This window comes from Dactylosporangium sucinum (genome assembly GCF_014647515.1).
Taxonomy (GTDB): Bacteria; Actinomycetota; Actinomycetes; order Mycobacteriales; family Micromonosporaceae; genus Dactylosporangium; species Dactylosporangium sucinum.
This window is the reverse complement of the sequence record NZ_BMPI01000115.1, coordinates 1-21,957: the sequence shown is the minus strand read 5'-3', so window position 1 is coordinate 21,957 and position 21,957 is coordinate 1. Positions and strand designations below refer to the sequence as shown.

Here is a 21,957-nt window from a genome sequence, read left to right as displayed (position 1 = left end):
TGGGGCCGGTCCTTGATGGACCGGCCCCACGAGCGGTGCCTGGCGGGAGCGACGGTCGCGCCTTGCACGGACCCGAGCCATGAGCTAGCGCTACGCGGCCTCGATGATCATGCCGGCGCCGACCGTGCGGTTGGTGGTCTCGTCGATGATGATGAAGCCGCCCGTCGTGCGGTTGCGGCGATACTCGTCGGCGAGGAGTGGGACCGTCGTGCGGAGCCGGACGCGACCGATCTCGTTCAGCGTGAGCTGCGTGGCCGAGTCGTCCCGGTGCAGGGTGTTGACGTCCAGACGATACTGCAGACCGCGTACCACCGTCCGGGCCGATCGCGTGGTGTGCTTGATCGCGTACTTTCCGCCGACCGTCAGCGGGCGGGTCTCGTCCATCCAGCAGACCATCGCCTCGATGTCCTGGGCCACTGACGGCGCGTTGTGCGGGCGGCAGATCATGTCGCCGCGCGCGATGTCGATCTCGTCCGCCAGGCGGATCGTGACCGACATCGGCGGGTAGGCCTCCTGCAGCTCGCCGTCGGCCGTCTCGATGTGCGTGATGCGGGTCGTGAAGCCCGACGGCAGCACCATGATCTCGTCGCCCGGCTTCATCACGCCGCTCGCGATCTGGCCCGCGTAGCCGCGGTAGTCGGCGACCGTCGTGGACTGCGGGCGGATCACGTACTGGACCGGGAAGCGCACGTCGACCAGGTTGCGGTCGGAGGCGATGTGGACGTGCTCCAGGTGGTGCAGCAGGGACGGGCCCTCGTACCACGACATGTTCTCGCTGCGCGTCACCAGGTTGTCGCCGTGCAGCGCGGAGATCGGGATGACCGTCAGGTCGGGGGCCTCCAGCTTGGCCGCGAACGAGGTGAACTCGTCGGCGATGCGCTCGAAGACCTCCTGCGAGTAGTCGACGAGGTCCATCTTGTTGACGCACAGCACCAGGTGCGGCACGCGCAGCAGCGAGCACAGGAAGGCGTGCCGACGGGACTGCTCGACCAGGCCCTTGCGGGCATCGACCAGGATCAGCGCCAGGTCGGCGGTCGAGGCGCCGGTGACCATGTTGCGCGTGTACTGGATGTGCCCCGGGGTGTCGGCGATGATGAACTTCCGCCGCGGGGTGGCGAAGTAGCGGTAGGCGACGTCGATCGTGATGCCCTGCTCCCGCTCGGCCCGCAGGCCGTCGGTGAGCAGCGCGAGGTTGGTGTACTCGTCGCCGCGGGAGCGCGAGGTGGCCTCGACGGCCTCCAGCTGGTCCTCGAAGATGGCCTTCGAGTCGTACAGCAGGCGCCCGATCAGGGTCGACTTGCCGTCGTCGACGGACCCGGCCGTCGCGAAGCGGAGCAGGTCCATCTGGCGTTCGATCACGGCGGTCACTCTAGAAGTACCCCTCACGCTTGCGGTCTTCCATCGCCGCCTCGCTCACCTTGTCGTCGCCGCGGGTCGCGCCGCGCTCGGTGATGCGGGTCGCGGCGACCTCGGCGATGACCTTCTCGATCGTGTCCGCGTCGCTGCGGACCGCCGCCGTGCACGAGGCGTCGCCGACCGTGCGGTAGCGGACCTGCTCGACGAACGGCGTCTCGCCGGCCTTCAGCGGCAGGTGCTCGTTGATCGCGTAGAGCATGCCGCCCCGGTCGACCACCTCGCGGTCGTGCGCGTAGTAGATCGACGGAAGGTCGATGCCCTCGCGGGCGATGTAGTGCCAGACGTCCAGCTCGGTCCAGTTGGACAGCGGGAACACCCGGATCGACTCGCCGGGCGCGATGCGGGCGTTGTACAGCGCCCACAGCTCGGGCCGCTGGTTGCGCGGGTCCCACTGGCCGAAGTCGTCGCGGAAGCTGAACACGCGCTCCTTGGCCCGCGCCTTCTCCTCGTCGCGCCGCGCGCCGCCGAAGAGGGAGTCGAAGCGGTACTTCTCGATCGCGTCGAGCAGCACCGGCGTCTGGATGCGGTTGCGCATCCCGTCGGCGGACTCGCGGACCAGCCCGCTGTCGATCGCCTCCTGCACGCTCGCCACGATGAGCTGCACGTTGAGATCGGTGACGCGGCGGTCACGGTAGGCGAGGACCTCGGGGAAGTTGTGCCCGGTGTCGACGTGCATCACCGGGAACGGGATCCGGCCCGGCGCGAAGGCCTTCTCGGCGAGCCGGAGCATCACGATCGAGTCCTTGCCGCCGGAGAACAGCAGCACGGGCCGCTCGAACTCGGCGACCACCTCGCGCATGACGAACAGGCTCTCGGCCTCGAGAGCATCCAGGTGGGAGACGCGATACGGCGCGCGGCTCATGCGGTCACCTCCGCATCGCTCCGGCGCCGCCCGAGCTGAACACTGCATTCATGATGAGCGGGCACTCCGCTCCGCTTCGTACCGCTCATGTGGCGGGGACCTTTCAGCTGTTGATCGCGGCCAGCAGTTGCGGCGCCAGTGCCTTCCGACATACGACCAGGTCAGGTAGCCGCGGGTCGGGCTGGTTGTATTCCAACGTAGTCCCGTCGATACGGGAAGCATGCAGACCCGTGGCGACCGCCACAGCGACCGGCGCGGCCGAGTCCCACTCGTACTGGCCGCCGGCGTGGACGTAGGCGTCGACCGCCCCGTCGATGACCGCGGCGATCTTGGCGCCGGCCGAGCCCATCGGGACCAGCTCGATCGGCAGCTTCTCGGCCAGCTCGGCCAGCAGCGCCGGCGGGCGGGTGCGGCTCGCGGCCAGCCGGATCGGCTCGCCCTGCACGCCCGGCATCGGCGGGAACGGCGGCGGCGAGTCGGTGCCGAGCACGCAGTGCTGGGCCGGCAGCGCCACGGCGCCGGCGGCCAGCCGGTGGCTCGCGTAGAGGGCCACGTGAACGGCCCAGTCGGCCCGGCCCTCCTCGCCGAACTCGCGGGTGCCGTCGAGCGGATCGACGATCCAGACGCGGTCGGCGGCGAGCCGGGCGGTGCTGTCGGCACCCTCCTCGGAGAGCACGGCGTCGGCGGGACGCCAGCGCTCCAGCTGGGCCACGAGCAGCTCGTGCGACAGCCGGTCGCCGGCCTTGCGCAGCGCGTCGGGGTCGGAATACCCCATCTCCTCGCGCAGCTTGAGCAGCAGGTCGCCGGCCCGCTGGGCCAGCCAGCGGGCGAACCCGCCGTCCGTGGCGGGTGGTAGGTCGGTCATCTCAGTACGCTCCAGCCCCTCGGGTCACGGCGCTCAACGTCCGCAGCATGATGACCAGGTCGAGCGAGAGCGACCAGTTCTCCACGTACTGCAGGTCGAGGCGGACCGCTTCGTCCCACGATAGGTCCGACCGGCCGGACACCTGCCACAGACCGGTCATCCCGGGCCGCACGGCCAGCCGGCGCCGGGCGTCGTCCGGATACACGGCGACCTCCTCGGGCAGCGGCGGGCGGGGCCCGACCAGTGACATGCTGCCGCCGAGCACGTTGAGCAGCTGCGGCAGCTCGTCGAGCGAAAACTTGCGCAGAAGCCGTCCGACGCGGGTCACCCGCGGGTCGTTGCGCAGTTTGAACAACGCGCCGTCGACTTCGTTGAGATGCCGCAGCTCGGCGAGGCGGGCTTCGGCGTCCACGTGCATCGTGCGGAACTTGAAGATCACGAACTCGCGACCGTCCTTGCCCACACGTACCTGTCGGAACAGTACCGGCCCCCTCGACTCCACGCGAACCGCCAGCGCAAGACCAGCCAGAAGGGGGGATGCGACGACCAGCAGGAGGGCCGCGCCCACCCGGTCGAACCCGGCCTTGACCAGGCGCCGGGCGCCGGTCAGGGTGGGGTGCTCGACGTGGAGCATGGGCAGGCCGTCCACCGGCCGGATGGTCGTCCGGCTGCCGGCCACATCGATGAGCGTGCTGGCCACGATGAGGTCGATGTCGTCGCGCTCCAGGTGCCAGGCCAGGCGCCGCAGCGAGTGGCCGTCCAGCTCCGGGCACGACAGGACCAGGACGGTGTCGGCCCGCGCCGCGCGGACCGCGCCCGCGATCTGGTCGAACGTGCCCAGCACCGGCACGTCCGGCACGTGGCCCTCGGTGGCGAGGCAGGCGCCGACGACCTTCAGGCCGTGGTACCGCTCCCGGCACAACTGCCTGGTCATGGCCTCGACCGCGAGCTCGTGGCCGACCACGACGACCCGCCGCATGCATGCGCCGCGCCGCTTGCGCGCCCGGTGCAGCAGCTGGCGCAGGAGGAACCGGCCGAGCAGGCAGGCGAACGTGACCAGGGGCAGCGCGACCACGAACCAGCCGCGCGCGATGCGCACCTCGGCCGCGTAGGCGACGAACACCGTGGCGGCGGTGAGGGCGAGACCGGCCCGCAGGACGCGCTGGTACTCGTCGGTGCCGACGAAGAGGTACCGCTTCTCGTAGGCCCGGTTGGCCGCGAGCGTCGCCGAGAACGCGACCGGGAGCAGCGCGCTGAGCAGGACGTACCGGGCGTTGTACTCGGTCAGGCCGGCCCCGAACCGCACCTCGAACGCGACCACGCCGGCGAGGACACCGATCACGAAGTCGAGCACGAGGAGCGTCCGGAGGTACCGGCCCTCCCAGGCCCACCGCGCCCGGTGCCGCAGCCGGCGCGGGGCGTCATCGGGCGGAAGCGTCTTCGTCGGGACGAATGCCGCGGCGCCGCGGACGGCGTCCTCGACCTCGGCGGCGAGCTGAGCGGAGACCTCGGCCGGCGGCACCGGTGACCCGGGCGCGGGCGAGACGGGCGCGGCGGCCCGGTTCCGATGCGGCCGCTCGGCGCTTTTTGGCCCATCTTGTACCGGTTGTGCCGCGCTCCGGCCGGCCAGGATGTTCGTGTGCCGGGTCGTCGTGCGGACCGGGCTCGGCCGGCGGCCGTTCTTCAGCGCCGCCTGCGCCTCTCGGACGGGCAGGTTCGCGGCCGGCTCGCGGTGCGCCGGGCGGTCGTCGCGACGCAGGTGCGCCGGGCGGTGGAAGCCGTCCCGCGTACGTCCGCTGTCGACCGCCATCTGTCCGCCTCCGGTCTGCCTCGTGCTCCTGGTCATGCCTCGTGCAAAAGGTGCGACTTGGAGTACAACGTGCAACTCGGACATACGTCACGGCGGCGCGCAGGCGGCGGGGAACGGGTCGATACGGTCGGACAGGGCGCTTATCGGCTCTTACGACGCGTGGTAATGATTCTGGGTCGGCTCGAGACCGCGGTCGATTACCATCTCGACGGCGTCGGCGGCGCGGTCGACGAAGTAGTCGAGCTCCTTGCGCTCGACGGCCGAGAAGTCGGACAGCACGAAGTCGGCCGGGTTCTGCCGGCCGGGCGGCCGCCCGATGCCGAAGCGGACCCGGATGTAGTCCTTGCCGCCCAGCGAGCTCGACATCGAGCGCAGCCCGTTGTGGCCGCCCTCGCCGCCGCCCTGCTTCAGGCGCAGCTGCGTCCAGGGGACGTCGAGCTCGTCGTGGACGGCGATGACCTGCCCGACCGGCACCTTGTAGAACTGCGCCAGGCCGGCGACCGGTCCGCCGGAAAGATTCATGTACGTCATCGGCTTGACGAGCACGATCCGCGGCCCGCCGACGCGGATGCGTCCCTCGGCGACCTCGGCCACGACCCGCCGGTGCCGCGAGAAGCGCAGCCCGGCCCGCTCGGCGAGCAGGTCGGCGACCATGAACCCGACGTTGTGGCGGTGGCGCGCATACTCCGGCCCGGGGTTCCCCAGCCCGACGACCAGCCACGGCTCGGTGTCCGGCACGGCGTCCTCTCCTCATGCGGAAAGGTCGCGGGCCGCCGTAGGCGATTCCCGCGACCTTCTCGTTCACGTCGTCTGTGCTTGCGATCCCGGCCCGGGAGTTGGTCCGGCCGCCCAGCGGTGGTGCGGTCGGTCAGGCCTCGGCCGCGGCGGGGGTCGCCTCGGGGGTCTCGGCCTCGGCAGCGCCCTCGCCCTCGATGACCTGGGTCGGCGCGGCGGTGACGACCGCGATGACCAGCTCCGCGTCGGCGGCGAGCTCGACGCCGGCCGGGAGCTTGACGTCGGCGGCGGTCACGTGGCTGCCGGCCTCGAGACCCGCGATCGAGGCCTCCAGGCGGTCGGGCAGCTTGGTCGCGTCGGCCAGGACCGACAGCGTGGTGCTCTCGGTCATGATCAGCGTGTCGCGGGCCGCCTCGCCGGTGAGCTGCACCGGGACGTCGACAGTGACCTTCTCGCCGCGGCGGACCACGAGCAGGTCCACGTGGTCGAAGGTGTCCTTGATCGGGTCACGCTGGATCGCCTTCGGCAGGGCCAGCGCGGCGCTGCCGTCGGAGATCTCGATGTTGAAGACCTGGGTCATGCCGCCGTGACGGATCGCCGCGGCGAACTCACGGGCGGGGAGTGCGATGTGACGGGGCTTCTCGCCGTGACCGTACAGCACGGCGGGCACCTTGCCGGCCCGGCGCGTGCGGCGGGCACCACCCTTGCCGAACTCGGTGCGGGGCTCGGCGCTGATCTTTACCTCGGACACGACAAAACTCCTGATGCGGTTGTGCGGCGGGCACCGGCCGGCGCGACCGGTAACAGTTGTCTCGTGCGGCGCTCGGGCGAGGGGGCGCGCAGGGCACAGGCCCGGAGCACCGCGTCGATCACGGAGCTCGCACGACCGTCATGCGTTCTTGCGCGACTGCGCAGGAACTGCACGCCCGGCCCCTCGGGAGCACCCTCGCCGTGGCAACCGCACTAGCTTACCCGAGACGCCAGACGCCGTTCACACCCTCCCCGCCCGGTTGTGCAGATCACGCTTGCCCACCATGCATCCACCGCCCGCCGCGGCCCGTTACTTGCACCACTGGAGCCGCGCTCCATGATCAATGGAGACATCTGGTCGCCCTGGCAGCCAGATTCTTCCCTTGATCATGGATGGTCCGCAGCGCATTCCGGCCGATGCCGCCATCGCGGGCGTGCGCATTACGACAAAACCGGCAGATCGGCCACGGCGCGGCACCCGAGCCCGGCTGGGGGATGGAGGGACTGGCCGCGGCAGGCCTGAGCAGGGAGGGAGCCAGGCGCGGAGGATCTCCAGGCGCGGGCCCGTGCACGGGCGACAACCCGACGCTCTAACGCGGTCACCCCACCCCGGCATCGCAGCGCGGTCACCCCACCCCGGCGTTCCAGCGCAGTCACCCACCCTGGCGTCCTCCGGGGCGGCCGCACCAAGCTTGCGCGCCGGCAAGGGGCCTGCCGCTCGAACCCGAGGCCGTCCTCGGGAGGCGCGGCCGTTCGAAACCGGCCGCGCCGCCGCGCGGAGCGGGCTAGGAAAGGCCGCCGAACAGGGTCGTCACGGAGCCGTCGTCGAAGACCTCGCGGATCGCCCGGGCCAGCAGTGGGGCGATGGAGAGCTGGGTGATCTTCTCCACCTTCTTGTCGGCCGGCAGGGGCAGGGTGTTCGTCACCACGACCTCGCTGATGCGGCTCGCGGCCAGGCGGTCGCACGCCGGGTCGGACAGCACCGGGTGGGTGGCCGCCACCACGACGTCGGCCGCGCCCTCGTTGAAGAGGATGTCCGCGGCCGAGACGATCGTGCCGCCCGTGTCGATCATGTCGTCGACGATCAGGCAGACGCGGCCCTCGACCTCGCCCACCACGCGGTTGGCCACCACCTGGTTGGGCTTGGAGGGGTCGCGGGTCTTGTGGATGAAGGCCAGCGGGCAGCCGCCCAGCCGGTCCGTCCAGCGCTCCGCCACGCGCACGCGGCCCGAGTCGGGGGCGACGACGGTGATCGGGCGGCCCGCGTACTTGGCCTCGATGTGGTCGGCCAGCGTGTTCATCGCGAACAGGTGGTCGACCGGGCCGTCGAAGAAGCCCTGGATCTGGGCCGTGTGCAAATCGACGGTCAGGATGCGGTTGGCCCCCGCCGTCTTGAAGAGGTCCGCCACCAGGCGGGCCGAGATCGGCTCGCGGCCGCGGTGCTTCTTGTCCTGCCGCGCATACGGGTAGAACGGCAGCACCACCGTGATGCGCTTGGCGGAGCCCCGCTTCAGCGCGTCCACCATGATCAACGACTCCATCAGCCAGTCGTTGATCGGCGCGACCATCGACTGGACGACGAAGGCGTCCGAGCCGCGGACGCTCTCGCGATACCGCACGAAGATCTCGCCCGAGGCGAAGTCGTATGCGTCCATGGGCGTCGGGTCCACCCCGAGCACCGCGCCGATCTCCTCGGCGAGCGCGGGAAACCCGCGGCCGGAGAAGAGCATCAGGTTCTTGCGATTCTCCGAAGAAATGCTGGCCATCTGGGGTCGCCCGCTCCCGGTCTCGTGGTTGCGCCTCATTGTTCGTCGGGCGCGGGCCGCTCGACCACCGGACCTGGGTCGACGTGGTGTTCTTCACGTTCCTGAAACACAGCGTTAGCCTCAGCGGCCGCGACAGCTGCCGCGGTGCCAGGTCGCTTGCGCTCGACCCAGCCCTCGATGTTGCGCTGGTGGGCCCGGGAGACGCCCAGGGCGCCCGGCGGGACGTCCTTGACGATGACGCTGCCGGCCGCCGTGTAGGCGCCGTCGCCGACGTGCACCGGCGCGACGAACATGTTGTCGGCGCCGGTCCGCGCGTGGGCGCCGATGACCGAGCGCTGCTTCTTCACCCCGTCGTAGTTCACGAACACGGTGGCGGCGCCGATGTTGGTGCCCTCGCCGATCTCGGCGTCACCGACATACGACAGGTGGGGGACCTTCGCGCCGTCGCCCAGCGTCGCCGCCTTGGTCTCGACGAACGTGCCGATCTTCGCCTTGACCCCCAGCCGGCTGCCGGGGCGCAGGTAGGCGAACGGCCCGACCGAGGCCTGCGGGCCGATCTCCGAGGACAGCGCGTGGGTGCGCAGCACGGTCGCGCCCGCGCCGACGACGACGTCGATGAGTGAGGTGTCCGGGCCGACCACGGCGCCCTCGCCGATGCTCGTGGCGCCGCGCAGGTGGGTGTTGGGCTCGACGACCGCGTCGCGCTCAAGGGTGACCGTCACGTCGATCCAGGTGGTCGCCGGGTCGATGATCGCCACCCCGGCGCGCATCCACTCGTCGTTGACCCGGTCGCGCATGATGGCCCGCAGGCCGGCCAGCTCGGCGCGGTCGTTGGCGCCGAGGGTCTCGGTGGCGTCGGGGGCGCGGTGGGCGACGATCGGCGAGCCGGCCTCCGCGAGCAGGCCGATGACGTCGGTGAGGTACTCCTCGCCCTGGTCGTTGTCGGTCGACAGCTTGCCGAGCATCTCGCGCAGCGCGGCGGCCTCGAAGACGTAGGCGCCCGAGTTGATCTCGCGGATCGCCCGCTGGGCCGGGGTGGCGTCGCGCTCCTCGACGATCGCCGCGAACTCGCCACCCCGGTTGCGCACGATGCGCCCGAGGCCGGTGGGGTCGGCGACCTCGGCGGTCAGCACGGTGGCCGCCGCCTTCGTCGTCTCGTGGGTATGCACGAGCGCGGCGAGCGTCTCGGCCCGCAGCAGCGGGATGTCGCCGTTGAGCACGACGACCGTGCCGGCGATCTCGGGGTTGGCGTCCAGCGCGATGCGGACCGCGTGGCCCGTGCCGCGCTGCTCGGCCTGGGTGACCGGGACCGCGGCCGGGGCCACCTGCTCCAGGTGGGCGCGGACCTGGTCGGCGCCGTGCCCGACCACGACGGTCACCGTCCCGTTGTCCAGGAACGACTCCGTCGCGGCCAGCACGTGGCCGACGAGCGTGCGGCCGAGCAGTGGGTGGAGGACCTTGGGCAGCGCCGACTTCATGCGCTTGCCTTCGCCGGCGGCCAGGATGATCACGTTTCGCACGGAGGCGCCCCCTCGACGGATTGTCGGTGCGGCCTCATCGTAGTCAGACATCGCGGACACCGTGCGGTGGGCGAAACATCGCTGGGGTGCCTGGATTCGAACCAGGACTGCGAGGCTCCAAAGGCCTGCGGGCTGCCGTTACCCCACACCCCATTACGCCGCGTTGGAAGCCTAGCTTGCGCTTCAATCCGTTTCGTCCCCAGGGCGGGTTCACCTCACGGGTCCGGGACATCCGCCGATCGTGGTGAAGAACTTGGCAGGAAGATCACACGAAACTCGGGGTAACTGACTTGACACGAGCTCCACCTGGCGAACCTACGCCTCCGTAAGTTACGGTGACGTAAGCGTAGCCCCCGCCCGGCGACGAACTTTTTGAGAGGTGCCATGTCCGTATCGGTCCTTGACCCGACCCCCGCCGACACGCCTGAGCGCGCACCCAAGCCGCTCACCGAGGGCAAGCAGAGCATCGGCATCCTGATCGCGCTGTGGGGCTTCGTGGTCCTGCCCTTCGTCGCCCTGCTCGCCGCCGTCCCGGTGGCCTGGGGATGGGGGCTGAGCTGGCTCGACGTCGTCCTCGGCGTGGTCTTCTACGTCATCGGGGGGCTCGGCATCGGGACCGGTTTCCACCGGTACCTCACCCATGGTTCTTTCAAGGCCAAGCGTGGCCTGCGGATCGCGCTCACCGTCGCGGGCAGCACCGCGATCGAGGGCAACCCGACCCAGTGGGTCGCCGACCACCGCCGCCACCACGCGTTCTCCGACCGCGAGGGTGACCCGCACTCGCCCTGGCGCTTCGGTGAGTCGTTCCTGGGTCTGACCAAGGGGCTCTTCCACGCGCACGTCGGCTGGCTGTTCCACCGCGAGCTGGCCAACCGGGAGCGCTTCGCGCCCGACCTCATGGCCGACAAGGACATCCGCCGCATCGACAAGCTGTTCCCGGTCATCGTCATCCTGTCGGCGACGCTGCCCGCGATCATCGCCGGCCTGGTCACCTGGTCGTGGCAGGGTGCGCTGTCGGCGTTCTTCTGGGCCGGCCTGATCCGCATCGGCCTGCTGCACCACGTCACCTGGTCGATCAACTCGATCTGCCACGTCTACGGCGAGCGGCCGTTCGAGACCCGCGAGGGCGACCGGGCCAGCAACTTCTGGCCGCTGGCGATCCTGTCGTTCGGCGAGAGCTGGCACAACCTGCACCACGCCGACCCGACCTGCGCGCGCCACGGCGTCGACAAGGGCCAGATCGACATCAACGCGCGGCTCATCTGGATCTTCGAGAAGCTCGGCTGGGCGAGCGACATCCGCTGGCCGAAGAAGGACCGCATCGACGCCAAGCGGATCGTTGCTGGCACGATGAACGGGTGACCGACAGCCTGGACGAGAACGACCTGCGCCCGCCGGCACCGCCGCCACCGGCCCCGGCCAAGGGGCGGGTCCGGATGTCCTCCACGCAACGCCGTGAGCAACTCATCTCGATCGGGCGAGCACTCTTCGCCGAGCGGGGCTTCGACGCCACCTCCATCGAGGAGGTGGCGTCGCGGGCGAAGGTGTCGAAGCCCGTCGTCTACGAGCACTTCGGCGGCAAGGAGGGGCTCTACGCGGTGGTGGTCGACCGGGAGGTCCGGTCGCTGCTCGACCGGATCACCAACGCGCTGACCGCCGGACACCCGCACGAGCTGCTCGAGCAGGCGGCCCTCGCGCTGCTGGACTACATCGAGTCGGAGACCGACGGCTTCCGGGTCCTGGTGCGCGAGGCCCCGGTGATGTCGCCGACCGGCAACTTCATGAGCGTGCTGAACGACGTGGCGCACCAGGCCGAGCACATACTCGGCTCGGAGTTCAAGCGCCGCGGCTTCGACCCCAAGCTCGCCGAGCTGTACTCCCAGGCGCTCGTCGGCATGGTCGCGCTGACCGGCCGCTGGTGGCTGGAGGTCCGCAAGCCGAAGAAGGAGGTCGTCGCCGCGCACCTGGTCAACCTGGCCTGGAACGGCCTGTCCAACATGAAGGGCAAGCCGACGCTGGTGACCCGGCAGGGAAAGTGAAAAAGGGGGCGCCTCGGCGGCGCCCCCTTTTCTCGCGTTTCAGGCGTCAGACCGTGCTTCGGGCGGTGCTGGGCCCGTGGCGGAACTCCTCCTCCGCCTGCGCCTCCGCGGTGGAGCCGACCCGGTCGTAGAGGCTCGCCGTGCCGACGACGGCGGCGAGGACGAAGGTCACGATCACGTTGACCATCGAGAACGCGAAGACGTTGGCCTCGGTCTGCATCAGCGCCAGCGACGCCATGCCGACGATGGTCAGGACGACGCCGGCGATCGTGTTGATGACGTGCCCGACGTTGCGCCCGATGAGGTTGGCGCCCAGCACGATGACACCGGCGACGATCGAGAGCAGCGAGAACGCCGGGTTGGTCCGCAGGCCGAGCACCCATTCGGCCTCGTCGCGGGTGAAGAACTCAGCGCCGGAGGTCTGCGCGAAGCCGACCACGCCGAAGACCAGCATGTAGAGGCCCGCCACTCCGGCCAGCAGCCGGTAGAGCGGCCGGAGGTGGTGGTTGATCGGAAAGTGTGCGGCCATGGTCGAGATTCTAAGACCGGGTCAGCCGGCGATCTCCGCCAGGGCGAGCCATTGCTCCTCGGCTTCGGCTTTCTCCCGCTGTACCGCGCGAAGCTCCGCGTCCAGCTCAGTGATCCTGGTGTAGTCGGTGGCGTGCTCGGCCAGCTGCGTGTGCAGCGCCTCCTCCTTCTGGGTGAGGCGGTCGATACTGCGCTCCAGCTTGGCCAGCTCCTTCCTGGCGGCGCGCTGGTCCTTCTCCGACGCCCGCAGGTCGGCGCCCCGCTCCGCGGTCCTCGCCTCGGCCTTCGTCTCCGTCGCGAAGCCGGAGGCGGTGCCCGAGACGGCGGCGAGGTACTCGTCGACGCCACCGGGCAGATGGACCAGGCGCCCGTCGCCATACATGCCGTAGACGGTGTCGGTCACCCGCTCGACCAGGTAGCGGTCGTGGCTGGCCACAATGAGCGTGCCGGGCCAGGTGTCGAGCAGGTCCTCCAGCGCGGCCAGCGTGTCGATGTCGAGGTCGTTGGTGGGCTCGTCGAGGAGCAGCACGTTGGGCTCGGTCGCGAGCAGCCGCAGCAGCTGCAGCCGGCGCCGCTCGCCGCCGGACAGGTCGGCGACCGGCGTCCAGACCCGCGCGCCGGTGAAGCCGAAGACCTCGGCCAGCTGCGCCGCGGACAGCTCGCGGTCGCCGAGCTTGACCCGCTTGGCGACCTCCTCGACCGCCTCCAGCAGCCGCAGGTCGCCGGGCAGCTCGCGCAGCTCCTGGGAGAGGAACGCCGGGCGGACCGTGGTGCCGCGCAGCACCCGCCCGCCGTCGGGCTCGCGGCCGCCGGCGAGCACGCGCAGCAGCGTGGTCTTGCCGGCGCCGTTCGCACCCAGGACGGCGATCCGGTCGCCGGGGCCGACGATCCAGTCCACGTCGGACAGCAGCTCCCGGTCGCCGGCCCGCAACTGCAGGCCGGACAGCTCGTAGACCTGCTTGCCCAGCCGGGTCACGGCGAGCCGCTGGAGCGAGACGGTGTCGCGGGGCGGCGGCACGTCGGCGATGAGCGCGTTGGCGGCGTCGATGCGGAACTTGGGCTTGCTGGTGCGCGCGGGCGGGCCGCGGCGCAGCCAGGCGATCTCCTTGCGCAGCAGGTTCTGCCGGCGGGCCTCGGTCTCGGCGGCGACCCGCACCCGCTCGGCCCGCGCGAGGGTCCAGGCCGCGTAGCCGCCCTCGTAGGAGCGGACGGTCGCGTCGGCGACCTCCCACGTGGTGGTGCAGACGGCGTCGAGGAACCAGCGGTCGTGGGTGACGACGATGAGCGCGCCGCGGCGCTGCAGCAGGTGCCGCGCCAGCCAGGCGATGCCGGCGACGTCGAGATGGTTGGTCGGCTCGTCGAGGATGAGCAGGTCGGCCGGGCGGACCAGCAGCGCGGCCAGGGCGACGCGGCGGCGCTCGCCACCGGACATCGGGCCGACGGCCGCGTCGAGGCCGAGGTGCGGCATGCCCAGCCCGTTGAGCACCGTGCGCACGCCGGCGTCGCCCGCCCACTCGTGCTCGGCGGCGAAGCCGGCCGGCAGCCAGGCGGTGCCGACGACCACGTCGCGCACGGTCGCCGCGGGCGGCAGGTCGAGCGTCTGCGGGAGCGCCGCGACGCGCAGGTCGCGCCGGTGGGTGACCCGGCCCGAGTCCGGCTCCTCGACCTTCGTGAGCATGCGCAGGAGCGTGGTCTTGCCGGCGCCGTTGAGCCCGACGATGCCGATGCGGTCGCTGTCGTCGATGCCGAGGGACACCTCGTCGAAGATGCGCCCGGCAGGGTACGACTTGGAAACCTTGTCGAGGTTGACGATGTTCGCCATCAGAGGACCCTCGCTCCCGGAACCGGGCCGACGGCCGTGCGCACGGCCCGGCAGCAGTTGCGGGCCTCCAGGTCGGCGGCGACGAGCGCCGCGTGCCGCGCGTCCTCGGCCAGGAAGACGCAGGTCGGCCCGGAGCCGGAGACCAGGCCGGCCAGCGCGCCCGCGTCGAGGCCGGCGTCGAGCACGCCCTGCAGCTCGGGGCGCAGGTGCAGCGCGGCGGCCTGCAGGTCGTTGGCGAGCTCCCCGGCGAGCACCTCGGGGTCGCGCTGGCGCAGGGCGGCCAGCAGCCCGTCCGGCGGGCCGGCGCTGGAGTCGCCGCCGAGCTGGTCGAACGTGCGGTACACGATCGGGGTGGACAGGCCCTCCTCGGCCACGGCGAGCACCCAGTGCCAGGCGTGCCCGCCGGTGAGCACCGGGCTGACCAGCTCGCCCCGGCCGGTGCCGAGCGCGGTGCCGCCCAGGACCAGGAACGGGATGTCGGAGCCGAGCGTCGCGGCGATCGCGGCCAGGTCGTCGCGGGACATGCCGGTGCCCCACAGCTGGTCGCAGGCGACGAGGGCGGCGGCCGCGTCGGCGCTGCCGCCGGCCAGCCCGGCCGCGATCGGGATCTGCTTCTTCAGGTGCAGCCGGGCGTGCGGCTCGTGCCCGGTCTCCGCGGCCAGCGCGCGGGCGGCCCGGATGACGAGGTTGTCCTCGTCGAGGGACAGCTCGCCGGTGCCCTCGCCCTCCATGGTCAGCGCGAGCGTGTCGCCGCGCCGCGCGGTGATCTCGTCGTAGAGACCAATCGCGTGGTAAACGGTCGTCAGCTCATGGAAGCCGTCGGGCCGGGTGGGGCCGACGTGCAGGTGGAGGTTGATCTTCGCGGGCACGCGGACCCGGACCGGTCCGTGCGCGGCCAGGCGCGGCCGGTCGAACTCCTCGTCCTCGGAGAAGAGCGGCTCGGTCACTGCTGCACCCTACCCGGGCGCCCCGCCGGCGCGACGCTGGCTCGCGATGCGGGTGAAGTCCTCCACCGCGAGCTGCTCGCCGCGGGCGCCCGGGTCGACGCCGGCCGCGCGGAGGATCCGCTCGGCCGCGTCCGGGCCGCCGGCCCAGCCGGCCAGCGCGCCCCGCAGCATCTTGCGGCGCTGGGCGAACGCGGCGTCGACCACCGCGAACGTCGCCTCGCGGTCGCCGTCGAGCGGCTCGCGGCGGGTGAACGCGACCAGCCCCGAGTCGACGTTGGGCACCGGCCAGAACACGCTCGGCGGCACCTTGCCGGCCTGGCGGGAGGTCGCGTACCAGGCCAGCTTCGCGCTCGGCACCCCGTAGACCCGGCTGCCCGGCCCGGCGGTCAGCCGGTCGGCGACCTCCTTCTGCACCATCACCAGCCCGTGCCGGAGGGTGGGGACGGCGGCGAGGAGGTGCAGGACGACCGGGACGGCCACGTTGTACGGCAGGTTCGCCACGAGCGCGGTCGGGCCCGCGGGCACCTTGGCGCGCAGCGCGTCGCCGGCGATGACGGTGAGGCGCCCCGCGTGCTCGGGGGCGAACCGGGCGACGGTGTCCGGCAGCGCGCCGGCGAGCACCGGGTCGATCTCCACGGCGCGCACCTCGACCCCCTGCTCCAGCAAGGCCAGCGTCAGCGAGCCGAGGCCCGGGCCGACCTCCAGCACGATGTCGTCCGGCGCGAGGTCGGCGGCGCGCACGATCCGCCGCACCGTGTTGGGATCGTGCACGAAGTTCTGCCCAAGCTGCTTGGTCGGGCGGATGCCGAGCTTGTGCGCCAGTTCCCGGACCTCTGCCGGGCCGAGCAGGCTCACCGCCAGGACCCGAACGCCCGGTCGCCGTTGGCCGAGATGGCCGCGCACAGCGCGTCGAGGTCGTGGCCGGTGACGTCGGCGAGCGCGCGGACGGTCAGGGGGACGAGATACGAGGCGTTGGGGCGGCCACGGTACGGCGTGGGCGTGAGAAACGGGGCGTCGGTCTCCACCAGCAGGCCGTCCAGGGGCGTGATCGCCGCCGCCCGGCGCAGGTGGGCCGCGTTGCCGAAGGTGACGGTGCCGGCGAAGCTGAGCAGGTATCCCCGGTCGAGACACTCCCGCGCGAAGCTCTCGTCGCCGGAGAAGCAGTGCATGACGACCTGGTCGGGCGCGCCCTCCTCGTCGAGCACGGCCAGCACGTCGTCGTGGGCGTCGCGGTCGTGGATGACGAGCGTCTTGCCATACCGCTTGGCGATCGCGATGTGCGCGCGAAAGCTCTCGTGCTGGGCCTTGCGCCCGTCCTCGCCGGTGCGGAAGTAGTCGAGGCCGGTCTCGCCGATGCCGCGGACGCGCGGGTGGGCGGCCAGCCGCTCGATCTCCCGCAGCGCCCCGTCGAGGTCGGCCAGTCGTGCCGCGTCGTTGGGGTGCAGCGCGACGGTCGCGACCACGGCCGGATGCTCGGCGGCGACCTCGACCCCCCACCGCGACGACTCGACGTCGCAGCCGACCTGCACCAGCCGATCGACGCCGGCCGCTGACGCGGCGCTGACGGCATCCGCTACGGTGGCTGGGCCGCCCTGACCGTCGTCCTCCAGGGTGATGTCCAGGTGGGTGTGGCTGTCCGGGACCGCGACCGGCAGCGGCTCGGGCGCCGGGGGAAACGTCCCCTCGCGGCTGTGTTTTCTCGCACTCATCGGCGTCAAGCATGCCACCCCCGGTCCGGCGTTAACCCATCGTTCACCTGGAGCACACAACCCGCCCCTAGCGTCGCGAAAGTGACAGTCATCGGCCACGCGGAGGGATCCGCGACCCACAGCGTGACGATCGACGGGGTCGCCTATCCGGCCGAGGAGATCGCGCAGGGCGCCGCGTTCGAGGTGTATGCCACGACGCCCGCGCCCGGCTTCCTCCCCAATCCGCGACCGGGGGCGCGCTGGCCGTACCGCCGCTTCATCCACGCCACCGAGGTCGCCTCGGCCCTCGACGGCCTGGAGGACGAGCCCCTGCTGATGCCGGTGACCCGCGCGCTGGACTGGACCGCGATCCACAAGCTGAGCCAGACCCCGTCGGCGGCGGCCAGCGTGGCCCCGATCCGCCGCACGGCCGTGGTCCGCCGCGGCACCCGCATGATCAAATTCCTGACCGGCACGCAGCTCGCCGGCTACCTGCGCGGCTGGCCGATCAGTGGCTTCTGCTACCGCGCCTTCGACGTCGCCCACCTGCGCACCCCGGCCGACCTGGCGATCCTCTCGGGCGAACCGGCCGCGGAGGTGGTCTTCGCCGTCCGCTGGCGGGCCGTCGACGCGTACGACTACGACGTCCCCCTGGGCGACAGCTATGGCGGCCTGGTGTCGATGCCGCCCCACGACCGCCTGGGCCCCCCGGTGATCGGCACGGGCTTCGCCCCGAGCGGCCGCCACATCGTCCCGGAGTTCGTGACGGCCGACCTGGCCGAGCTGCCCGTGCCGGCGAACACGTCGCTGGTCGCCTACACGGCGGACGGCACCGAGGTCACGCTGTACACCTACCTGCCGGAGCAGCGGGCATGGTCCCGCATGCACGGCCCGCAGTGGCGCCACCTGCTGCCGGACGCGTCGGACCAGGAGTACTTCCCGGTCGCACCGCCGCTGAGCCGCTACATCGGCAAGTACCGCGACAACATGTTCGAGGCGATCGTCGACCCGCCGGGCGAGTTCCGCGTGGCGGCGAAGACGCGGGCGGCCCGCTACCCGCTGGAGGCGCTGGCCCGCCGCGTCCCCCGCGCCACTTGGCGCGAGGCCCGCTGCACGGTGGTCCGCCAGGAGGGCGACTGGCTCCGGCTGCGGCTGTCCCGCCCGGACGGCGACCAGGTGGCTCGCCTGGGCGCGCACTGCGTGGAGCGGGGCGTCTACGAGGCGTGGGCGCCGGCGAGCGAGGTGACGGACGCGCACGAGAGCGACCACTGGTACACCCTGTAGACGCAGGCCACCAAGGCTCACCGGGTCGGCACACCCCCGAGCCGCGAGCCGCACACTGCGAACCGCGCGCCGAGCCGCGCGCGGCTCGCAGCGGGCCGACCGGCGGAGGGTCAGGAGGACAGACGGGCCAGTTCCTCCTCGACGATGGACTCGTCCAGCTTGCGGAAGACCGGGGTCGGAGCCTGCAGCGCCGTGCCCGGCGTGATGGCCACCGGCTCCCACTTCGCGCCCACCGCGTAGTCGCCCGTCAGCACCGGATACGTCCGGCCGTTGTCCAGGTCCTCGACCTCCACGATCTCCGGCATCGGGGCGTGGACGCCCTCGCCGCCCAGGAGCTCGTGGATCCGCTGGGCCGCGTGCGGCAGGAACGGGGTCAGCAGCGTGTTGCAGTCGCGGACCGCCTGCAGCGCCACGTGGAGGACGGTGGCCATGCGGGGCTTGTCCTCCTTCAGTTTCCACGGCGCCTGGTCCGAGAAGTACTTGTTGACCTCGCCCACGATGCGCATCGCCTCGGTGATGGCGGCCTTCTGGCGGTGCTTGGCCAGCAGGGCGCCCACGCTGTCGAAGCCCGCGCGCACCGACGCCAGCAGGGTCTCGTCCTCCGGCGTCAGGGTGCCCGCCGCCGGGATCTCGCCGAAGTTCTTCGCCGCCATTGAGATCGAGCGGTTGACCAGGTTGCCCCAGCCGGCGACCAGCTCGTCGTTGTTGCGGCGGCGGAACTCCGACCAGGTGAAGTCGGTGTCGTTGGACTCCGGGCCGGCCACGGCGATGAAGTAGCGCAGCGCGTCGGCGTCGTAGCGCTCCAGGAAGTCGCGGACGTAGATGACCACGCGGCGGGACGAGGAGAACTTGCGGCCCTCCATCGTCAGGTACTCCGAGGACACCACCTCGGTCGGCAGGTTGAGGGCGCCGAGGCTCTGCGGCTTCGGGCCCGAGTAGCCGAGCAGGATGGACGGCCAGATGACGGAGTGGAAGACGATGTTGTCCTTGCCCATGAAGTAGTACCCCTGGGCCTCCGGATCTTGCCACCACTTGCGCCACGCCTCGGGGTCGCCGGAGCGGCGGGCCCACTCGATCGAGGCCGACAGGTAGCCGATCACGGCGTCGAACCACACGTAGATGCGCTTGTCGTCGCGGTTGCGCCAGCCGTCGAGCGGGATCGGCACGCCCCACTCCAGGTCACGGGTGATCGCCCGCGGCTGGAGGTCGCCGATGAGGTTCTTGGAGAACTTCAGGACGTTGGGGCGCCAGTCGGTGCGCGTGTCGAGCCAGGCGTTGAGCTGCTCGGCGAAGGCCGGCAGGTCGAGGAAGAAGTGCTCGGTCTCGACGAACCGCGGCGTCTCACCGTTGATCTTCGACCGCGGGTTGATCAGCTGGTCGGGGTCCAGCTGGTTGCCGCAGTTGTCGCACTGGTCGCCCCGCGCGCTGTCGTAGCCGCAGATCGGGCAGGTGCCCTCGATGTAGCGGTCGGGCAGCGTGCGGCCGGTCGACGGCGAGATCGCGCCGAGCGTGGTCTTGGCGATGATGTACCCGTTGTCGTAGAGCCCCTGGAACAGCTCCTGGACGACCTCGTAGTGGTTGCCGGTCGTGGTCCGGGTGAACAGGTCATACGACAGGCCGAGGCCGTGCAGGTCCTCGACGATGACGCGGTTGTACCGGTCCACGAGCTCCCGGGGGGTCACCCCCTCGGCGTCGGCCTGGACCTGGATCGGCGTGCCGTGCTCGTCGGTGCCCGAGACCATCAGCACGTCGTGCCCGGCCATCCGCATGTAGCGGCTGAAGACGTCGGAGGGCACCCCGAATCCGGACACGTGACCGATGTGGCGCGGCCCGTTGGCGTAGGGCCAGGCGACCGCGGCGAGAACACGACTCATGACCTGAAAGCGTAGTGACCCGTCCCGTGCTTCGGCGAACGGATACTTTCTCCCGACACGCGAGGTGACGTCCGAAACGTGGGCGATCGTCCGTTGTCCAATGGAAAACGTGAGTGACCAGCCATCGCAGCGTCCCTGGCCGGCGCCGAGCCCGGACGCCGGGTGGTGGCGCGGCGAGGCCGCCGGCATCCCGCCCGCCCCGTCGACCACCACGATCCCCGACGCGCTCGCCGCGGACCCGGAGCCGGAGTTGACGCTGGACGCCGCCCCGGTGGCCCGCATCCAGGCGCCGGCGCCGAAGCCGGACGACTTCCCGCTGTGGCCGTCCACCATGACCGTCGCCGTGGCCGTGCCGGACGACCCGACGGTGGAGGCGGCGCACCTGGCCGGCGCCATGGCGGTACGCGACCAACTGGCCGGCCGGGCGGAGCAGTGGCCGACGCCGGCCATGCGGGCCATGCGGCCCTCGCGGGTCGCACCGCAGAAGCCCGGGCGACCGGCCAAGCGGCCGCGCCACCCGGCGACCGGACTCGCGTCGATGCTGCTGCTCGCCCTGCTCACCGGGTTCTTCGCGTGGACGAGCGCGGAGCCGTTCTGGCTGGACATGGGGCACCAGGTGCGCGGCACGGCCACCGTCACGGCGTGCGAGGGCAAGGGCGTGCTGCGCCGCTGCCAGGTCGCGCTCCAGGGAGAAGAGACGCAACGGTGGCTGGTCGGCGTCGACCGGGCGCCGGGCGCCTCCGTGGCGGCCCGGATGGTGCCCGACGGCCGCATCGCCTACGCCGGCGCGCCCTCCGGCCTCCGGGTCCGCTGGACGGTCGGGCTGGGCCTGGTCCTGCTGTGTGGCCTGGCGCTGTCCTGGCTGACCGGCGCCTGGCGGCTGGGCCGCCTGCGGACCCGGCTGGGCGCCTGGGCCCTGACGACGGCGGCTCCCCTGGTGCTGGCCGCGGGAATCGTCCTGGCGTCCTACTGAAGGCGGAAGCTACTTGTGCGCCACGACCGCCGCGTAGACGTCCCGCTTGGGGACGCCGTGGCGCAGGGCCACCTCCTGGGTCGCCTGCTTGCGGTCGGTGCCGCCGGCAACCAGCGCGGCGACCTCGCCGGCCAGCGCGGCGTCGGACGGCCGGGCGGCGGCGACCGGCGGCGCGCCGCCGACGACGAGCGTGATCTCGCCCCGCGCCGTCTCGGCGTCCTCGGCCAGCGAGCCGAGCGTGCCCCGGCGGATCTCCTCGTAGGTCTTGGTCAGCTCGCGGCACAGCGCGGCGGGCCGGTCCTCGCCGAACGCCAGCGCCATGTCCCGCAGCGTGTCGGCGATGCGATGCGGCGACTCGAAGAAGACCAGGGTGCGCGGCTCCCCGGCCAGGGCGGTGAAGTACGCGCGCCGCTCCCCCGGCTTGCGGGGCGGGAAGCCCTCGAAGCAGAACCGGTCGCAGGGCAGCCCCGAGACCGCCAGCGCGGTCGTGACGGCGCTCGGCCCCGGCGCGGCGGTCACCGGCACCCCCAGCGCCACCGCGGCCCTGACCAGCCGGAACCCGGGGTCGGACACGCTCGGCATGCCACCGTCGGTCACCACGGCGATCGTCCGGCCCTCGCGGAGAAGTTCGGCCAGTTCCGGGGTACGGCGATCCTCGTTGCCTTCGAAATAGCTGACCAGGCGGCCGGTGATCGTGACACCCAGGTGCTGCGCGAGGCGGCCCAGGCGCCGGGTGTCCTCGGCGGCGACCACGTCGGCCGTGGCCAGCACCTCACGCAGCCGGGGTGAGGCGTCGTCCGGGTTGCCGAGTGGCGCCCCAAGGAGAATCAATGGCACATGTGCGATGGTGGCATCCCGCCCCCTACGATCGCCCAATGACCTCGGGTGTGCTCACCGAAGCGACCAAGCCGGAGATTCGCGCCGCCGCGCCGGTGCCCGACATCGTGCGCCGCAGGCTGGCCTCTCCCGGGCGGTTCACGCCGAACTTCTGGCTGGTCGCAATCCTGGTCACCGGGATCGGTCTGGTGCTGCGGCTGGTGAATCTTTCCCACCCGAAGGAAACGATCTTCGACGAGGT

At 71.7% G+C, this 21,957-nt stretch carries 19 protein-coding genes, 1 tRNA gene and 1 pseudogene; 5 read left to right on the top strand and 16 right to left on the bottom strand.

All coding sequences use genetic code 11. The features are described from left to right. Window positions 1-90 precede the first annotated feature (90 nt). The 9 genes from cysN to IEZ31_RS53460 all read right to left on the bottom strand — a co-directional run bounded on the left by cysN (window position 91) and on the right by IEZ31_RS53460 (window position 9,877). Window positions 91-1,386: a sulfate adenylyltransferase subunit CysN gene (gene cysN, locus IEZ31_RS53500; RefSeq protein WP_373294867.1), complete on the bottom strand. Its 1,296-nt coding sequence runs from the start codon at window positions 1,384-1,386 to the stop codon at window positions 91-93. Further along, window positions 1,370-2,278, bottom strand: coding sequence for a sulfate adenylyltransferase subunit CysD (gene cysD, locus IEZ31_RS53495; protein WP_190257878.1), 909 nt, complete (start codon window positions 2,276-2,278; stop codon window positions 1,370-1,372). The genes cysN and cysD overlap by 17 nt, the downstream gene beginning before the upstream one ends. Window positions 2,279-2,381: 103 nt before the next feature. Next, entirely contained in the window at window positions 2,382-3,143 is a 762-nt protein-coding gene (locus tag IEZ31_RS53490) for a 3'(2'),5'-bisphosphate nucleotidase CysQ (RefSeq protein WP_190257877.1), read from the bottom strand. A gap of 1 nt (window position 3,144) precedes the next feature. Beyond that, a complete protein-coding gene (locus IEZ31_RS53485) occupies window positions 3,145-4,953 on the bottom strand; it encodes a sugar transferase (protein WP_190257876.1) in 1,809 nt (602 codons plus the stop codon). 150 nt (window positions 4,954-5,103) lie between these two features. Further along, window positions 5,104-5,691 carry an aminoacyl-tRNA hydrolase gene (pth, locus tag IEZ31_RS53480; protein WP_190257875.1) on the bottom strand — a complete coding sequence of 196 codons (588 nt, stop codon included), beginning with the start codon at window positions 5,689-5,691 and terminating at the stop codon, window positions 5,104-5,106. Between the two features lie 130 nt (window positions 5,692-5,821). Then, window positions 5,822-6,439: a 50S ribosomal protein L25/general stress protein Ctc gene (locus IEZ31_RS53475; protein WP_190257874.1), complete on the bottom strand. Its 618-nt coding sequence runs from the start codon at window positions 6,437-6,439 to the stop codon at window positions 5,822-5,824. Window positions 6,440-7,223: 784 nt separating this feature from the next. Beyond that, window positions 7,224-8,204 (bottom strand): ribose-phosphate diphosphokinase, encoded by a 981-nt coding sequence (locus tag IEZ31_RS53470; RefSeq protein WP_190257873.1) that lies wholly within the window; start codon window positions 8,202-8,204, stop codon window positions 7,224-7,226. A 35-nt stretch (window positions 8,205-8,239) separates the two neighbouring features. Next, window positions 8,240-9,775: a bifunctional UDP-N-acetylglucosamine diphosphorylase/glucosamine-1-phosphate N-acetyltransferase GlmU gene (gene glmU / locus IEZ31_RS53465; RefSeq protein ID WP_190257872.1), complete on the bottom strand. Its 1,536-nt coding sequence runs from the start codon at window positions 9,773-9,775 to the stop codon at window positions 8,240-8,242. Between the two features lie 30 nt (window positions 9,776-9,805). After that, window positions 9,806-9,877: transfer RNA gene (locus tag IEZ31_RS53460), tRNA-Gln, on the bottom strand. Window positions 9,878-10,108: 231 nt separating this feature from the next. Here IEZ31_RS53460 and IEZ31_RS53455 point away from each other — a divergent pair. Next, window positions 10,109-11,086, top strand: coding sequence for an acyl-CoA desaturase (locus tag IEZ31_RS53455; protein WP_190257871.1), 978 nt, complete (start codon window positions 10,109-10,111; stop codon window positions 11,084-11,086). 74 nt (window positions 11,087-11,160) lie between these two features. Then, on the top strand, window positions 11,161-11,763 hold the full coding sequence (locus IEZ31_RS53450; RefSeq protein WP_190257882.1) for a TetR/AcrR family transcriptional regulator: 603 nt from the start codon (window positions 11,161-11,163) through the stop codon (window positions 11,761-11,763). 46 nt (window positions 11,764-11,809) lie between these two features. Here the strand turns inward: IEZ31_RS53450 and IEZ31_RS53445 are convergent, their stop codons facing one another. Genes IEZ31_RS53445 through IEZ31_RS57945 form a run of 5 tightly spaced genes read right to left on the bottom strand, consistent with a single transcriptional unit; the run spans window position 11,810 to window position 16,769 of the window. Next, complete coding sequence (locus IEZ31_RS53445) at window positions 11,810-12,292, bottom strand: DUF4383 domain-containing protein (protein WP_190257870.1); 483 nt, start codon at window positions 12,290-12,292, stop codon at window positions 11,810-11,812. A 21-nt stretch (window positions 12,293-12,313) separates the two neighbouring features. Beyond that, the gene (locus IEZ31_RS53440; protein WP_190257869.1) at window positions 12,314-14,113 is read right to left on the bottom strand and encodes an ABC-F family ATP-binding cassette domain-containing protein; all 1,800 of its coding nucleotides are present in this window, start codon (window positions 14,111-14,113) and stop codon (window positions 12,314-12,316) included. Next, entirely contained in the window at window positions 14,113-15,060 is a 948-nt protein-coding gene (locus IEZ31_RS53435) for a 4-(cytidine 5'-diphospho)-2-C-methyl-D-erythritol kinase (protein ID WP_190257868.1), read from the bottom strand. Before IEZ31_RS53435 ends, IEZ31_RS53440 begins: the two co-directional genes overlap by 1 nt. Window positions 15,061-15,069: 9 nt before the next feature. Continuing rightward, window positions 15,070-15,921 (bottom strand): 16S rRNA (adenine(1518)-N(6)/adenine(1519)-N(6))-dimethyltransferase RsmA, encoded by an 852-nt coding sequence (gene rsmA / locus IEZ31_RS57950; RefSeq protein WP_229837222.1) that lies wholly within the window; start codon window positions 15,919-15,921, stop codon window positions 15,070-15,072. Next, the gene (locus IEZ31_RS57945) at window positions 15,912-16,769 is read right to left on the bottom strand and encodes a TatD family hydrolase (protein ID WP_229837221.1); all 858 of its coding nucleotides are present in this window, start codon (window positions 16,767-16,769) and stop codon (window positions 15,912-15,914) included. The genes rsmA and IEZ31_RS57945 overlap by 10 nt, the downstream gene beginning before the upstream one ends. Window positions 16,770-16,850: 81 nt before the next feature. Between IEZ31_RS57945 and IEZ31_RS53425 the strand changes: the two genes are divergently transcribed. Then, entirely contained in the window at window positions 16,851-18,032 is a 1,182-nt protein-coding gene (locus IEZ31_RS53425) for a hypothetical protein (protein WP_229837220.1), read from the top strand. 110 nt (window positions 18,033-18,142) lie between these two features. Here the strand turns inward: IEZ31_RS53425 and metG are convergent, their stop codons facing one another. Then, the gene (gene metG / locus IEZ31_RS53420) at window positions 18,143-19,906 is read right to left on the bottom strand and encodes a methionine--tRNA ligase (RefSeq protein WP_190257867.1); all 1,764 of its coding nucleotides are present in this window, start codon (window positions 19,904-19,906) and stop codon (window positions 18,143-18,145) included. A gap of 109 nt (window positions 19,907-20,015) precedes the next feature. Between metG and IEZ31_RS53415 the strand changes: the two genes are divergently transcribed. Then, window positions 20,016-20,879, top strand: coding sequence for a hypothetical protein (locus tag IEZ31_RS53415; protein ID WP_190257866.1), 864 nt, complete (start codon window positions 20,016-20,018; stop codon window positions 20,877-20,879). Window positions 20,880-20,888: 9 nt separating this feature from the next. On the opposite strand, the gene rsmI is transcribed toward IEZ31_RS53415, so the two are convergent. Continuing rightward, on the bottom strand, window positions 20,889-21,716 hold the full coding sequence (gene rsmI, locus IEZ31_RS53410) for a 16S rRNA (cytidine(1402)-2'-O)-methyltransferase (RefSeq protein ID WP_373294866.1): 828 nt from the start codon (window positions 21,714-21,716) through the stop codon (window positions 20,889-20,891). Window positions 21,717-21,754: 38 nt separating this feature from the next. On the opposite strand from rsmI, the pseudogene IEZ31_RS53405 reads away from it, so the two are divergent. Continuing rightward, window positions 21,755-21,957: pseudogene (locus tag IEZ31_RS53405) on the top strand (phospholipid carrier-dependent glycosyltransferase); the annotation flags it as partial.